This is a genomic window from Pseudomonas sp. KBN12P06040 (assembly GCF_037574965.1).
In the GTDB taxonomy this organism is placed as follows: Bacteria; Pseudomonadota; Gammaproteobacteria; order Pseudomonadales; family Pseudomonadaceae; genus Pseudomonas; species Pseudomonas aeruginosa.
The window spans coordinates 4763040-4777932 of record NZ_JBBELS010000001.1 but is presented as its reverse complement, the minus strand read 5'-3'; the positions used below and the strand labels follow the sequence as shown (position 1 = coordinate 4777932).

Annotated in this window: 13 protein-coding genes and 1 pseudogene; 5 read left to right on the top strand and 9 right to left on the bottom strand. The window is 67.9% G+C overall.

Annotation, left to right across the window (positions count from 1 at the left end; translation table 11 throughout):
* Window positions 1-30 precede the first annotated feature (30 nt).
* From VQ067_RS22470 to VQ067_RS22460, 3 genes are all read right to left on the bottom strand, one after another.
* Complete coding sequence (locus VQ067_RS22470) at window positions 31-849, bottom strand: enoyl-CoA hydratase (RefSeq protein ID WP_003085498.1); 819 nt, start codon at window positions 847-849, stop codon at window positions 31-33.
* Window positions 850-914: 65 nt separating this feature from the next.
* Window positions 915-2078 (bottom strand): isobutyryl-CoA dehydrogenase, encoded by a 1164-nt coding sequence (locus VQ067_RS22465; RefSeq protein WP_003085499.1) that lies wholly within the window; start codon window positions 2076-2078, stop codon window positions 915-917.
* Between the two features lie 11 nt (window positions 2079-2089).
* The gene (locus tag VQ067_RS22460) at window positions 2090-3598 is read right to left on the bottom strand and encodes a CoA-acylating methylmalonate-semialdehyde dehydrogenase (protein WP_023097959.1); all 1509 of its coding nucleotides are present in this window, start codon (window positions 3596-3598) and stop codon (window positions 2090-2092) included.
* Window positions 3599-3730: 132 nt separating this feature from the next.
* Here VQ067_RS22460 and VQ067_RS22455 point away from each other — a divergent pair, with 132 nt between their 5' ends.
* From VQ067_RS22455 to ung, 3 genes and pseudogenes are all read left to right on the top strand, one after another.
* Window positions 3731-4612, top strand: a complete 882-nt coding sequence (locus tag VQ067_RS22455; protein ID WP_010793852.1) for an AraC family transcriptional regulator — start codon at window positions 3731-3733, stop codon at window positions 4610-4612.
* Window positions 4613-4669: 57 nt separating this feature from the next.
* Window positions 4670-5491 (top strand): annotated as a pseudogene (locus VQ067_RS22450) (VanW family protein).
* 99 nt (window positions 5492-5590) lie between these two features.
* A complete protein-coding gene (gene ung / locus VQ067_RS22445; protein WP_003106436.1) occupies window positions 5591-6286 on the top strand; it encodes a uracil-DNA glycosylase in 696 nt (231 codons plus the stop codon).
* A gap of 125 nt (window positions 6287-6411) precedes the next feature.
* Here ung and VQ067_RS22440 read toward each other — a convergent pair whose 3' ends face one another.
* From VQ067_RS22440 to VQ067_RS22420, 5 genes are read right to left on the bottom strand one after another with little or no spacing between them, the layout of a single operon-like run.
* A complete protein-coding gene (locus tag VQ067_RS22440) occupies window positions 6412-7449 on the bottom strand; it encodes an AbrB family transcriptional regulator (RefSeq protein ID WP_003134364.1) in 1038 nt (345 codons plus the stop codon).
* On the bottom strand, window positions 7442-8959 hold the full coding sequence (locus VQ067_RS22435) for a tripartite tricarboxylate transporter permease (protein WP_003110251.1): 1518 nt from the start codon (window positions 8957-8959) through the stop codon (window positions 7442-7444). The genes VQ067_RS22440 and VQ067_RS22435 overlap by 8 nt, the downstream gene beginning before the upstream one ends.
* A gap of 10 nt (window positions 8960-8969) precedes the next feature.
* Window positions 8970-9440, bottom strand: coding sequence for a tripartite tricarboxylate transporter TctB family protein (locus VQ067_RS22430; RefSeq protein ID WP_003085516.1), 471 nt, complete (start codon window positions 9438-9440; stop codon window positions 8970-8972).
* Between the two features lie 48 nt (window positions 9441-9488).
* The gene (locus VQ067_RS22425; RefSeq protein WP_003085519.1) at window positions 9489-10472 is read right to left on the bottom strand and encodes a tripartite tricarboxylate transporter substrate binding protein; all 984 of its coding nucleotides are present in this window, start codon (window positions 10470-10472) and stop codon (window positions 9489-9491) included.
* A gap of 29 nt (window positions 10473-10501) precedes the next feature.
* The gene (locus tag VQ067_RS22420; RefSeq protein ID WP_003140943.1) at window positions 10502-11785 is read right to left on the bottom strand and encodes an OprD family porin; all 1284 of its coding nucleotides are present in this window, start codon (window positions 11783-11785) and stop codon (window positions 10502-10504) included.
* Between the two features lie 210 nt (window positions 11786-11995).
* Here VQ067_RS22420 and VQ067_RS22415 point away from each other — a divergent pair, with 210 nt between their 5' ends.
* Window positions 11996-12667: a response regulator gene (locus tag VQ067_RS22415; RefSeq protein WP_003085524.1), complete on the top strand. Its 672-nt coding sequence runs from the start codon at window positions 11996-11998 to the stop codon at window positions 12665-12667.
* A complete protein-coding gene (locus VQ067_RS22410; RefSeq protein WP_003085526.1) occupies window positions 12660-14042 on the top strand; it encodes a sensor histidine kinase in 1383 nt (460 codons plus the stop codon). Before VQ067_RS22415 ends, VQ067_RS22410 begins: the two co-directional genes overlap by 8 nt.
* Window positions 14043-14048: 6 nt before the next feature.
* Here VQ067_RS22410 and VQ067_RS22405 read toward each other — a convergent pair whose 3' ends face one another.
* On the bottom strand, window positions 14049-14885 hold the full coding sequence (locus VQ067_RS22405; RefSeq protein ID WP_003085528.1) for an HDOD domain-containing protein: 837 nt from the start codon (window positions 14883-14885) through the stop codon (window positions 14049-14051).
* Between the last annotated feature and the right edge of the window lie 8 nt (window positions 14886-14893).

The window sequence follows — 14893 nt, the reverse complement described above, 5'->3', positions numbered from 1 at the left end:
GGCGCAGCCCGCCGGGTTCGATGGGAAGGCTCAGCAGTTGCGCCACTTGGGATCGCGCTTCTCGAGGAAGGCGTTGACCCCTTCGCGGGTGTCCTGGGCGTCGAACAGATCGACGAAGCGCTCGCGCTCCTCCGGCAGCCAGGTGTTCGGCGCGCGTTCGCGGGCACCCTGGATCAGCGGCTTGATGGTGCGGATCGCCACCGGGCTCTGGCGTGCCACCTTGGCCGCCAGCAGCAGGGCGGCGCCGCGCGCCTCGCCGCTGTCCACCACCTGTTCGACCAGGCCGATGCGCAGGGCGGTTTCCGCATCCACCCGCTCGTTGCAGAGGATCATCCGCTTGGCCCAGCCTTCGCCCACCAGCCAGGGCAGCGCCTGGGTCCCGCCGGCGCAGGGCAGCAGGCCCACCGCGGCCTCCGGGAGGGCCATCTGCGCCTGGCGCTCGGCGATGCGGATGTCGCAGGCGAGGGCGCACTCCAGGCCGCCGCCCATGGCGTAGCCGTTGATCGCCGCGATCGACACCCCGCGGAAATCGCGCAGCGCCTCGAAGGCCTCGCCGAAGCGGCGGGCCATCTCGCGAGCGCGGGCCTTGTCGCCGTCGGCGAACATGTTCAGGTCGGCGCCGGCGGAGAAGAACTTCGGCCCCTGGCCGGTCACTACCAGGGCGTAGATATCGTCGTCGCGGTTGAGGTGCTCGATCAGTTGGCGCAGGCCGATCAGCGAGTCGCGGTCCCAGGTGTTGGCCGGCGGGTGGTTGATGGTGATCAGCGCGGTGTGCCCGTGCTTTTCCACGGTGAGCTTGTGGGTCAGGTCGAAGGAGGAAGCCTTGTAGGGTTCGACGGCAGTGTTCATGAAGTCCCTCACTGGATCATGGGCCGGGGCGTCCCGGCACTATCGGATGCGATGGTTCGCGGCGTTCACAGCAGGCGATCGAGCATGCCGCCCTGCTCCAGCAGGCGGCGGGCGACGATCACCCGCATGATTTCGTTGGTGCCTTCGAGGATCTGGTGCACGCGGGTGTCGCGTACCCAGCGCTCCAGCGGATAATCGTTGAGATAGCCGTAGCCGCCGTGCAGTTGCAAGGCCTCGTTGCAGACATCGAAGCAGCGGTCGGTGGCGAAGCGCTTGGCCATTGCGCAGTACAGGGTCGCCTCGGCGTCGCCGCGGTCCAGCCGATGGGCGCCGAGGCGGACCATCTGGCGGCTGGCGGTGAGTTCGGTGAGCATGTCGGCGAGCTTGAACTGCAAGGCCTGGAAGGTCGCCAGCGGCTTGCCGAACTGCTCGCGCTCCTCGACGTAGCGCATCGACTGCTCCAGCGCCGCCTGGGCGGCGCCCAGGGAACAACTGGCGATGTTCAGGCGGCCGCCGTCGAGGCCTTTCATGGCATAGACGAAGCCCTGGCCCTCCGGGCCGATGCGGTTGCCGGCGGGGATGCGCACGCCTTCGAAGGTGATGGTGCGGGTCGGCTGCGCGCGCCAGCCCATCTTGTCCTCGTTGCGGCCGTAGCGGATGCCGGGCGCGTCGGCCGGCACCAGGAAGCAGGAGATGCCCCTGGCGCCGTCCTCGCCGGTGCGCGCCATGACGATCAGCACCTGGGTGCTGCCGGCGCCGGAAATGAAGCACTTGCTGCCGTCCAGCACGTATTCGTCGCCCTCGCGGCGGGCGCGGGTGCGCAGGCGCGCGGCGTCGGAGCCGGCATCGGGCTCGGTGAGGCAATAGGAAGCGAGCGACTCGCCGCCGATCAGGCCGGGCAGCCAGGCCTCCTTCAGCGCCGCGTCGCCGAACGAGGCGAGCATCCAGGCGGCCATGTTGTGGATGCTGATGTAGGCGGTAGTGGCCACGCAGCCGGCGGCCAGTTGCTCGAAGATCAGCGAGGTGGACAGCCGCGACAGGCCCAGGCCGCCGTCTTCCTCGGCGATGTACAGGCCGAGGTAGCCCTGTTCGGCGGCGGCGCGGATGACTTCCACCGGAAAGTGATGGTCGCGGTCCCAGTCGGCCGCCTTCGGCGCCAGTTCGTGGCGGGCGAAGGCGCGGGCGCTCTCCACCAGCAGGCGTTGTTCTTCGGTGAGGTCGAAATCCATAGGTCCTCGGGTCACTTGAGATGGATGGTCATGTTCGGGCCGGCCGACGATTCGGCGGTCGTCGGTTCATCGTCGAACCAGCGGCTGGTGACGGTCTTGGTCTCGGTATAGAAGCGCACCGCCTGCTTGCCGTAGGCGTGCAGGTCGCCGTAGAAGGAACCCTTCCAGCCGGTGAAGGAGAAGAACGGCAGCGGTACCGGGATCGGCACGTTGATCCCCACCTGGCCGACCTGCACCGCGTGCTGGTAGCGCCGAGCGGCGCCGCCGGAGCGGGTGAACAGGCTGGTGCCGTTGCCATAGGGATTGGCGTTGACCAGGGCAATCGCCTCTTCCAGGGTATCGACCTCCAGGCAAGCCAGCACCGGGCCGAAGATCTCCTCGCGGTACAGGCCCATCTTCGGCGTCACTGCGCGGAACAGGGTGGGACCGAGCCAGTTGCCGTTGGGATAGCCTTCGACCTGGCACTGCGAGCCGTCGAGCAGGCACTCGGCGCCTTCCGCCTTGCCTTCGGCGATCAGGCGCAGCACGCGCTGGCGCGCCTGCGGACTGATCAGCGGACCATAGGCGGCGTCCGGGTCCTGCCAGTGGCCGGGGCGCAGGGCGGCCATCCGCTCGGCCAGTTCGGGAATCCACTCGCGCGCCGCGCCGACGAACACCGCCGCGCTGATCGCCATGCAGCGCTGGCCGGCGGCGCCGCAACTGGCACCGACCAGGTTGCCGAGAACCTGGGCCTTGTTCGCGTCGGGGAGGATCACCATGTGGTTCTTCGCCCCGGCGAAGGCCTGCACCCGCTTCAGGTGCGCGGTGCCGGTGCGGTACACGTGCTGGCCGACGGCGACCGAGCCGACGAAGGAAATCGCCCGGATGTCCGGGTGGGTGAGGAGGGCATCGACCTGCTCGCGGCCGCCATGGATCACCTGCAGCACGCCCTTCGGCGCGCCGGCCTCGAGGAACAGCTCGGCGAGGCGATTGGGTGTCAGCGGATCCTGTTCGGAGGGCTTGAGGACGAAGGTGTTGCCGCAGGCGATGGCCAGCGGGAACATCCACAGCGGGATCATCGCCGGGAAATTGAACGGGGTGATCCCGGCGCACACGCCGAGGGGCTGGATCCAACTGGCGGTGTCGATCTCGCGGGCGACGTTTTCCACCGTCTCGCCCATCATCAGGCTGGCCACGTTGGCGGCGTGTTCGACCACCTCGATGCCGCGCCACACGTCGCCCTTGGCATCGGCGAGGTTCTTGCCGGTCTCCCGGGCCAGCAGTTCGCCGAGTTCGTCGTGGTGTTCCTTGAGCAGGTGCTGGTAGCGCAGCATCAACCGCGCTCGCTCGGGAGCCGGGACTTCGCGCCAGGTCTCGAAGGCGCGCTGGGCGCTGGCGATGGCCTGCTCGATCTCGTCGGCGGTGGCCTTCGGCGCCAGCGCGAGGACGTCCTGGGTCGCCGGATCGGTGACTTCGATCAGTTCGCGGGAACGGCTGCCGCGCCATTCGCCGTCGATCAGCTGGGGGATTGCCTTGGCCATCGTCGCCTCCGCTTCCCGGTGGACCGGGATGTTGTTTTGAGTCGTTATAGCCGGCCGCAAGCCGCCTGTGGATTGACGATCTTGCGCAAGGGATGGACGATCTTGGGATTCAGACTGCCGAGTCGCGTCGCCGTGAAGCGTTCCGTACAGACCTCCGCCTGGCCCCTGCCCAACCAGGGGGTGCGTTTCATCACGCCGCCCCGCCTGCGTCGCGCCCTGGCCCGCCATCCGCTCGGCCAGGCCTGCTACCCACTGGCCCTCGGTTACTACCCGGAGGCGCATGGCCACCACATGCAGCGGCGCGCGCCGGACGACCATCTGTTGATCTACTGCCGTGCCGGACGCGGCTGGCTGGAGTGCGCCGACGAGCGCGTCGAGGTCGGCGGCGGCGACCTGCTGGTCCTGCCCAAGGGCCTGGAACACGCCTACGGCGCCGACCCGCAGCGGCCCTGGAGCATCTACTGGGTACATTTCGAAGGCCTCCTGGCGGAGGACTTCCTGCGCCCGCTGGGCAGCGCTCCGCGCCTGCGCCTGGGCATGCAGCCGCGCCTGCTGGCGGAGTTCGACGCGCTGCTGGCGCTGCGTCGCCAGGGCCTCAGCCTGCCGCACTTCATCCATGCCGCGCACCTGTTGCAGGGCCTGCTCACCTCGCTGGCGGTGCGTCCGGCGCGGGCCAGCCTGAAATCCGGGCGGGTGCTGGACATCGACGCGGTGCAGGCGCTGATGCGCGCGCACCTGCACGACAGCCTCAACCTCGACGAGCTGGCGGCGCAGTTCAAGCTGTCGCGCTTCCATTTCGCCAAGACCTACCGCGCCCTGACCGGCCAGGCGCCGATCCAGGACTTCATCCAGATGAAGATGGCCCACGCCTGCCGCCTGCTCGACGAGGGCGCGCTGGAGGTGCGGCAGATCGCCGAGCAGCTCGGCTACGCCGATCCCTATTACTTCTCGCGGCTGTTCCGCAAGGTGGTGGGCATGGCGCCCAGTCACTACCGGGCGCTGCACCAGGGCTAGTGCTCCGGGCATAATGCTGCCTCCGGCCCGTGGGCCCGAGACCGACAAGGATCGTCGATGCGCAAACCCCTATCGCTCTACCACCCCTGGCTCTACTGGCTGCGGGTCTGGCAACGACGTCTCTGGCGGCACTGCCGCTGGCGTCTTGGCGGCCGTCGCTACGTGCGGTTGCCATCGGTCGACGAGCGCCTGCCGTACCGCTACATCAAGCACACCTCGAAGTTGATCCGCCGCCTCGGCGACAGCGACCTCGCCCTGCAACGCAACAAGGTGGTCAACCTGCGCCTGGCGGTGGACTGCATGAACGGCGTGCGCATCGGCCCCGGCGAGTACTTCTCGTTCTGCCGGCTGGTCGGTCGGCCCAGCGCCCGGCGTGGCTTCGTCGAAGGCATGGAGCTGTCCTTCGGCGAGGCGCGCAGCGGAATCGGCGGCGGCATCTGCCAACTGAGCAACCTGATCCACTAGATGGCCCTGCATTCGCCGCTGCGCGTGGTGGAGCGGGCCAACCACAGCTTCGACCCGTTTCCCGACGAGGGACGGATCCTGCCGTTCGGCTCGGGCGCGGCGATCTTCTACAACTTCATCGACCTGGTGCTGCACAATCCGACGGCGGATACCTTCCAGTTGCGCTTCCATATCGCCGCCCACCAACTGGAAGGCGAACTGCTGTGCAGCGCGCCGCGCCCTGTGCGCTACCACGTCTACGAGAGGGCCCAGCGTTTTGTCCGCGACGGCGAGGCAGTGCTGAGGCTCAACGAGATCTGGCGCGACATCCGGGAAAAGGGCCAGGCCGGCACCCTGCTGGCCAGCGAGTGCCTGTACCGCAACCGGGTGCGCGTGAAGTATCCGCTGGAAGAGGCCCGCCTGTCCCGAGATTGACAAGCGCGGCGCGCTTTTCTACGGTTCCGCGGCCACAGGCTGTCGGCGACCTTCTGAAAAAGGCCGGACGACTTTTTCAGTACCGAGACAGGGGGTTCCATGACCGATAACGACGACCGCATCAAGCTCGAGGCGAGTTGGAAGGAAGCGCTGCGCGAGGAATTCGACAAGCCCTACATGAAGCAACTGGGCGAGTTCCTGCGCCAGGAGAAGGCCGCCGGCAAGGTGATCTTTCCGCCCGGGCCATTGATCTTCAACGCGCTGAACACCACGCCGCTGGAGAACGTCAAGGTGGTGATCATCGGCCAGGATCCCTACCACGGACCAGGCCAGGCCCACGGCCTGTGCTTCTCGGTGCAGCCCGGCGTGCCGACGCCGCCGTCCTTGCAGAACATCTACAAGGAACTCAACCGCGACCTGAACATCCCGATTCCCAACAACGGCTACCTGCAGCGCTGGGCGGAGCAGGGCGTGCTGTTGCTCAACACCTCGCTGACCGTCGAGCAGGCCAAGGCCGGCTCCCACGCCAATGCCGGCTGGCAGCCGTTCACCGACCGCGTCATCGAGGTGGTCAACGAGCGTTGCGAGCGCCTGGTGTTCCTGCTCTGGGGCAGCCACGCGCAGAGCAAGCAGAAGCTGATCGACCCGCAGCGCCACCTGATCCTCAAGTCGGCGCACCCGTCGCCGTTGTCGGCCTACCGCGGTTTCCTCGGCAACGGTCACTTCAGCCGCACCAACAAGTTCCTCGAGCAGAACGGCAAGACGCCTATCGACTGGTCGCTGCCGGACCTCTGACCACTGTCGCCCAGCTCTTCACATGGCGGGCGCCGCTGTGTGCCCTCTGGCCGCGCGCGGAATAAAAAAGCCCGCACGAGGCGGGCTGGAAAACGCCACACATCCAGTGTGGCGGCGTGGCTCGATCAGCCGGCGCGCTTCCTCCAGTAGCGGAAGCACGGCTCGGCGAGGAACAGCACCAGCAATAGCCGCAGCACCTGCAGGGCGGTGACCAGCGGCACCGAGAGCTGCAAGGCTTCGGCGGTCAGGCTCAGCTCGGCGATGCCGCCGGGCATCATGCCGAGCATCAGCGACTGGTGGTCGAGGGTGGTCAGCCAGCCGAGCAACTCGGCGGCGAGCGCCGCGGCGAACATCATCCACAGCGTGCAGACCAGGGTGCGACTGACGAAGGCCGGAGCGCTGCGAAAGAAACTGCGGTTGAAATGGCAACCCAGGGCGCTGCCGATCAGCCATTGGCCAACGCCGCTGGAACCGGCCGGCAGGCCGATATGCAGGTCGAAGCCGAGGCTGACGCTGGCCGCCAGCAGCAGCGGGCCGAGTAGCCAGGGATTGGGTTGGCGCAACTTCTGCCAGCCCAGCGCGACCAGCGCCCCGGCCGGGAACAGCAGGGCCAGCCAGCGCCAGTCCACCGGCGCGGCCTGGTGCGGGCCCGGCTGGCCGCCGCCGAGCAGGTACTGGAACGCCGCCGGCACCAGCAGCACTACCAGCAACAGGCGCAGGCTCTGCGCTGCGGCGACGCGGCTGAGCACCGCGCCGTGGCGCTGCCCGAGGTTGACCATCTCGCTGGCGCCGCCGGGCATGCTGGCGAAGAACGCGGTGGCGCGGTCCTCGCCGCTGCGGCGCATGAAGGCGATCGCCAGTACGCTGGAAAGCGTGGTGGCCACGGCGCCGAAAACGATGATCGCGCTGTGCGCCAGCACTTGCTCGATCACTGCCGGGGTGAAGTGCAGGCCGATGCCGATGCCGACGATCCATTGCCCGCACTTGCGTGCCCCCGGCACTTCGGCCAGCGGCAGGTCGGCCAGGCAGCGCACCAGCATCACCGCCAGCAGCGAGCCGATCATCCACGGCAGCGGCCAGCCGACCAGGCTTGCCAGCCAGCCGCCGAGGGCGCCGACCAACGGCGTCGCCCAGTACAGCCTCCAGGTGACGCGCTCAGGCATCGGCCAGCCCTGTCGTGCGACGGGCCGCGCGGCGGCGCCAGGCGCGGACCAGCGGCAACAGCAGCATCACCACCACCAGGGCCCAGGTCACCAGGCTGATCGGGCTCGACCAGAGGATGCCCAGTTCGCCGTTGGAGATCGACAGCGCGCGGCGCAGGTTCTGTTCCATCAGCCCGCCGAGGATGAAGCCCAGCAGCAGCGGCGAGAGCGGGAAGTCGAGCTTGCGCAGGATGTAGCCGAGCACGCCGATGCCGACCATCAGGAACAGATCGAAGGTAGTCGCGTGCACGCCGTACACGCCGATCCCGGTGATGATCGCGATGGCCGGCACCAGGGCCCAGTTCGGCACCGCGAGGATGCGGGTGAACACACGGACCATCGGCACGTTGAGGATGATCAGCATGACGTTGGCGATGAACAGCGAGGCGATCAGGCCCCAGACGATGTCCGGTTGCTGCTGGAACAGCAGCGGGCCGGGAGTGATGTTGTACAGGGTCAGGGCGCCGATCATCACCGCGGTGGTGCCCGAACCGGGCACGCCGAGGGTCAGCATCGGCACCATGGCGCCGCAGGCCGCGCCGCCAATGGCGGTCTCCGGGGCGGCGAGGCCGCGCATGTCGCCCTTGCCGAACTCGCCCTTGGCGCCGGCCAGCTTCTTCTCGGTCATGTAGGCCACGGCGCTGGCCAGGGTCGCGCCGGCGCCGGGCAGCACGCCCATGACGAAGCCGAGCACGCCGCAGCGCAGGTTGACCAGGAATACGCTGGCGGCTTCCTTGAAGTTGAACATCATCCGCCCGGTGGCCTTGACCGCTTCCTGGCCGTGGTGGGTCTTTTCCAGCAACAGGAGAATCTCGCTGACCGAGAACAGACCCAGTACCAGGACCACGAACTGGATGCCGTCGGCGAGGTGGATGCTGTCCCCGGTGAAGCGGTACACGCCGCTGTTGGCGTCGATCCCGACGCAGGACAGGAACAGCCCGAGCAACGCCGCCAGCAGCGTCTTCAGTGGCTTGTCGCCGGCCATGCCGCCGAGGCAGACGATGGCGAAGACCATCAGTACGAAGTATTCCGCCGGACCGAAGGCGATCGCCCACTTGGCCAGCAGCGGGGCGAACAGGACCATCCCGCAGGTGGCGATGAAGGCGCCGATGAAGGAACTCCAGGCCGACAGCGACAGGGCCACGCCGGCCAGGCCCTTGCGTGCCATCGGGTAGCCGTCGAGGGTGGTCATCACGGTCGAGGCTTCGCCGGGGATGTTGAGCAGGATCGAGCTGATCCGCCCGCCGTACTCGCAGCCCAGGTACACGGCGGCGAGCAGGATCAGCGCGGTTTCCGGCGGCAGGCCCAGGGCGAAGGCCACCGGGATCAGCAGCGCCACGCCGTTGATCGGGCCGAGGCCCGGCAGCAGGCCGACGATAGTGCCGATCAGGGTGCCGATCAGCGCGGTGATCAGGTTGGTCGGGGTCATCGCGACGCCGAAGCCCTGGCCGAGGTAGTTCAAGGTTTCCATCGCGAAGTCCTCACAGCGGCAGGAAGTCGAGAACGCCCAGCGGCAGCGGGACGTCCAGGGCGCGGTCGAACAGCCAGTAGAGGCCGATCCCGAGCAGGCTCGCGGTGATCACCGCGGGCAGTGGCCGGGCGCCGTAGAGAATGGCCATGCAGGAGCCGACCAGGGCGGCGCTGAGGATGAAACCGAGCGCTTCGAACAGACCGGCGAACACCAGAAGCAGGGCGATGCAGGCGAGCACCTTGAGCAGCACGGCGCCGCTCAGCGGCTGTTCGTCCTCGGCGTGGCGGATCGGCGTCGGCCGCACGATCAACCAGGCCAGGCCGGCGCCCATCAGCGCCAGGCAGAGCAGCGGGTAGGCGCGCGGGCCGACCGGTTCGTAGGAAAACGGCGCCTGGTAACGCCAGCCGGCGACCGCCAGGCCGACGCAGGCGAGCAGCCAGAGCCCGGCGAACAGGCGCTGGTACAGGTTGGAACGGGTCATGGGACTATCCTCGTGGCGCGGCCGGGGCCCGGCCGCGCGCGGGCTGGCTTACTGGATCAGGCCGAAGTCCTTGGCCAGTTGCTTGTACTGCTGGACCTGCTGCTTCACGTAGCCGTCGAGTTCCTCGCCGGTCATGGCGAAGGGGAACAGCTCGCGCTGGTCGCGCAGCTTGGCGAAGTCCTCGGAGGCCAGCAGTTGGTCGAAGGCGTTCTTCCACCAGGCGTAGTCTTCGTCGCTGACCTTCGGCCCGAGGTAGAACCCGCGAACTACCGGCCAGACGATGTCGTAGCCCTGTTCCTTGGCGGTGGGGATGTTGGCCATCGCCGCCTCCGGCAGGCGTTCTTCGGAGAACACCGCGAGCAGGCGCATGTCGCCGCTGAGGATGTGCGGCATGGAGTCGGAAATGTCGGTGCTGCCGACCTGGATGTGCCCGCCGAGCAGCGCGGTGGCGATCTCGCCGCCGCCTTCCAGGGCCACGTAGCGCAGGTCGCGCGGATTGATCCCGGCGGCCTTGGCGATCAGCGCGGTCTGCATCCAGTCCTGGCTGCCGACGGTGCCGCCGGAGCCGATCACCACCTTGCTCGGGTCGGCCTTGAGCGCCTTCACCAGGTCGTCGAGGTTCTTGTAGGGCGAATCGGTGCGCACCGCGATGGCGCCGTAGCTGGTGCCGATGGCGGCCAGCCATTTCACCGCGTTCTCGTCGAAGCGGCCGAACTTGCCCTGGGCCAGGTTCAGCAGCGAGCCGCTGGAGAAGGCGGTGATGGTGCCGGCGTCGCCCGGGCGTTGGGCGACCACCGCGTTATAGGCGACCGCGCCGACGCCGCCGGGCATGTAGGTGACGCGCATCGGCTTGCTCAGCAGCTTGGCCTCGACCAGGGCGCTCTGCGCCAGCTTGCAGGTGAGGTCGAAACCGCCGCCGGGGGACGCCGGGGCGATGCATTCGGGACGCTTGGGTTCGGCCACGGCGGCGCCGGCCAGCAGCAGGCCGGCGGCAACCAAGGCGAGGGGACGAAAAGACAGTTTCATCATCATCGGTGCTCCTGTGGAGTTCTTGTTCTGGCTTACCAGATCGGCAGGGTATAGCTGACGATCAGGCGGTTCTCATCGATGTCGCGGGTGAAATTGGAACGGAAGGTCGCGTTGCGCCAGCGGATTCCGAGGTTCTTCAGCGCGCCGCTCTGGAACACGTACTGCAGTTCGGTGTTGCGTTCCCATTCGCGGCCTTCGCCGCTCTGCCCGGCGAGTTCGACATTGTCGCCCTTGACGTAGCGGGTCATGAAGGTCAGGCCGGGAATGCCGAGGCCGACGAAGTCGTAGTCGTAGCGCAGTTGCCAGGAACGCTCCTTGGGGCCGGCGAAGTCGTTGACCTGGACGAAGTTGACCAAGTAGGGGTTGCTGCCTTCCAGGTAGGGGAAGGCGTCGTCGCCGTTCATTCGCTGCCAGGCCGCGCCGAAGGCATGGTTGCCAAGGCTGTAGGTGAACATGCCGTTGAGCGACTTGTTGTCGATGCCGCCGGCCTTGGCCGAGCCGCTGTCGGTGCTGCGGGCGAAGCGCAGGTCGCTGGTCAGTTCGCCGGGACCGATCGGCCAGCTGTGCAGCAGGCCGACGAAGTGCTGGCGGTAGACGTCCTGCAGGTTGCTGTAGTGATAGCTGGCGGTGAGTTGGTCGGTGAGCTTGTAGTCCAGTCCGCCGAGGTCGAAGTGATCGGCGCTGACCCCGGCGAAGCGGCCGTTCTTGTCGTTCAGCGCGAGGTCCTCGGAGTCGCTGGAGTCGCGGATCTTGGTCTTTTCCAGGCGCCCGGCGGTGAAGCCGAGGTCCTTGATCTCCTTCGAGGTGAGCAGCGCGCCTTCGAATATCTGCGGGAAGATCCGCCCGTTGTTCGGTTGTACCGATGGCAGCTTCGGAATCAGCGTGCCGACCTTCAGCTCGCTCTGCGAGACCTTGACCTTGGCGGTCAGGCCCAGTTTCGAGTAGGTGTCCGGTGCGCGGCCGTCGGAATCCTTCGGCAGCAGTCCGGTACCGCTGCGGCCGCGGCCGGAGTCGAGCTTGACGCCGAGCATGCCCATGGCGTCGAGGCCGAAGCCGACGGTGCCCTGGGTGTAGCCGGACTGCAGGTTGAGGATGAAGCCTTGCGCCCACTCCTCGCGCTTGGACTGGCCGGGGCCGTCGCGGAAGTCGCGGTTCATGTAGAAGTTGCGGGTTTCCAGGCTGGCCTTGCTGTCTTCGAGGAAGCCGGCGGCGTTGCCCAGGGGCGCGATGCCGGCGAGCACGACGGCGGTGGTGGTCAGGGTGGTGCTGCGGGACAAACGTACAGACCTTGCGGCCTGCGGCAGGGAAGTCGACATGCAGTGGTCTCCGATTCTTGTTCTTGTACGCCGAGCACCACGCTGCAGGGCGTTTTGGCGGACGATCTGCGCCGTCCATCGACTGATCCTAAGACGCCAAGCTTTCGCCAGGCTTTCAGCAATCCCCGGTGGCAGAGAAGCCATTTACCGGAGGGTTTTCCCCGGTACACTTCGCCTCTTGTGCCCTCATCCGGTGGTGGAGAACCGTCCATGCGCATCCTTCTGGTGGAAGATCATCCGCAGCTCGCCGAAAGCGTGGTCCAGGCGCTCAAGGGCGCTGGCTGGACGGTAGACCTGCTGCAGGACGGGGTGGCCGCCGACCTGGCCCTGGCCAGCGAGGAGTACGCCCTGGCGATCCTCGACGTCGGCCTGCCGCGGATGGACGGCTTCGAGGTGCTGGCGCGCCTGCGCGGGCGCGGCAAGACCCTGCCGGTGCTGATGCTGACTGCGCGCGGCGAGGTGAAGGACCGGGTGCACGGCCTCAATCTCGGCGCCGACGACTACCTGGCAAAGCCTTTCGAACTGTCCGAGCTGGAGGCGCGGGTCAAGGCCCTGCTGCGCCGCAGCGTGCTCGGCGGCGAACAGTTGCAGCGCTGCGGCGCCCTGGTCTACGACCTCGGCACCCGGCGCTTCAGCCTCGACGAGCAGCCGCTGACCCTGACCTCGCGGGAACAGGCGGTGCTGGAAGCGATGATCGCCCGTCCGGGGCGGGTGATGAGCAAGGAGCAACTGGCCGCCCAGGTCTTCGGCCTGGACGAGGAGGCCAGCGCCGACGCCATCGAGATCTACGTCCACCGCCTGCGCAAGAAGCTGGAAGGCGGCGCCGTGCGCATCGTCACCTTCCGCGGCCTCGGCTACCTGCTGGAGGCGCAGGGTGACTGATGCCGGCAGTCTGCGCGGACGGCTGCTGCTGTGGCTGGCCCTGCTCCTGCTGCTGGTGCTCCTGGCGAGCGGCCTGAGCGCCTACTGGAACGGCCGCGAGGTGGCCGACACCGCCTACGACCGGACCTTGCTGGCCTCGGCGCGGGCGATCGCCGACGGGCTCTACGAGAAGGACGGCACCCTGCGCGCCGACGTCCCCTACGTGGCGCTGGATACCTTCGCCTACGACAGCGCCGGGCGGATCTTCTACCAGGTCAACGACATCCATGGTCGGATGATCTCCGGCTACGAGAATCTTCCGGCAGCACCCGCCGAGACCCTGCGCACCGACGACTACCCGGCCTTGGCGAAGTTCTACGACGGCGTCTACCAGGGCGTCGACGTACGCGTGGTGAGCCTGCTGCAACCGGTCAGCGAACCGAGCATGAGCGGCATGGCGGAGATCCGCGTGGCGGAGACCGAAGGCGCCCGCGAGCGCATGGCGCGCAGCCTGATGACCGATACCCTGCTGCGCCTGGGCGTCCTCGGCGTCGGCGCGCTGGTGCTGGTGTGGCTGGCGGTGAGCGCCGCGCTGCGTCCGCTGGATCGCCTGCGCCGCGAGGTGGAAGAGCGCCAGCCGGACGACCTGCGGCCGTTGCCGATGCTCGAGGTCCAGCATGAATTGCGGCCGCTGGTGGAGTCGCTGAACCACTTCACCCAGCGCCTGCGCAGCCTGTTCGAGCGGCAGTCGCAGTTCATCGCCGATGCCGCCCACGAGTTGCGCACCCCGCTGGCGGCGCTCAAGGCGCGCCTGGAACTGGGCCTGCGCGAGCAGGAGCCGGAAGCCTGGCGTTCGACCCTGGAGACCACGGCGAAGAACACCGACCGACTGATCCACCTGGCCAACCAGTTGCTCTCCCTGGCGCGCATCGAAAGCGGCGCCCAGGCCATCGCTGAGGGTGGCGCCGAGCGTATCGACCTGACCGCCCTGGCCCGGGAACTGGGCTTGGCGCTGGCGCCGCTGGCCTATGCGCGGGGAGCCTCGCTGGCGCTGGAAAGCGCCGGGCCGGTGTGGATCCAGGGTGAACCGACGCTGCTCAACGAATTGCTCAGCAACCTCCTGGACAACGCGCTGGCGCACACCCCGCAGGGCGGCAACGTGATCCTCAGGGTGCTGGAGGGAGGCGTGCTGGAAGTGGAAGACGATGGCCCGGGAATTCCCGCCGCCGACCGCGAGCGGGTCTTCCAGCGCTTCTACCGGCGCGGCGACAGCCCCGGCAGCGGCCTGGGGCTGGCGATCGTCGGCGAGGTCTGCCGGGCGCACCGGGCGCAGATCCAGCTCGACCAGGGCGAACTGGGCGGCTTGCTGGTGCGGGTGCGCTTCCCGGCGGAGTAGGGCGGCCTATTGCAGCATGCTGGTGGCGGCTTCCAGGGCGCTGGAGAGGTCCTCGTCTTCCTTCATGTCGACGGTCGGTTCGAGGCCGAGCTTGGCGAACGCCGGGATCTGGCTCCAGTCCAGGCGGGTATAGGGATGCTCGCTGCCAAGGTAGCTCTGCAGGGTGGCGACCTGGACCAGGTCGGTATAGTCGGCGCGCGGCGAGTTGCGGGTGAAGTCCAGGTGCTGGCGCGGGACCTCGGCGATCGGCGCGGGGAAATCCCAGGCTTTGAGGATGCGCTCGCCGATCAGCGGATGGATGCGCTCGATCACGTGGCTCAGGCTGATGGAGTCCGACAGCAGCTCGTTGTGATCCTCGGCGTAGGTGAGGATCGGCAGCACGCCGATCTGGTGCACCAGCCCGGCCAGGGTCGCCTGGTCCGGCGCCAGGCGGGTGTAGTGACGGGCCAGCACGTGGCAGATGCCGGCGATCTCGGTGCTCTTGTTCCAGACTTCGCGCATCTTGCGGTCGACCACGTCGGTGGTGGCCTGGAACATCTGCTCCATGGCCAGGCCGGTGGCCAGGTTGCAGGTGTAGTTGATGCCCAGCCGGCTGATCGCCATCTGCAGGTCGGTGATTTCCTTCGGGCTGCGCAGCAGCGGACTGTTCACCACGCGGATGATGCGCGCGGTCAGCGCCGCGTCGTTGCCGATCACCTTGCTCAGGGCCTGGATGCTGACATCCGGGTCCTCCGCCGCCTCGCGGACCTGCAGGGCCACCTCGGGCAGGGTCGGCAGCACCAGTTCATCCTGATCGATGGCGCGGATCAGGTCCTGTTGGACTTTGTCGGCAAGCTTGCTCATGGCATTTC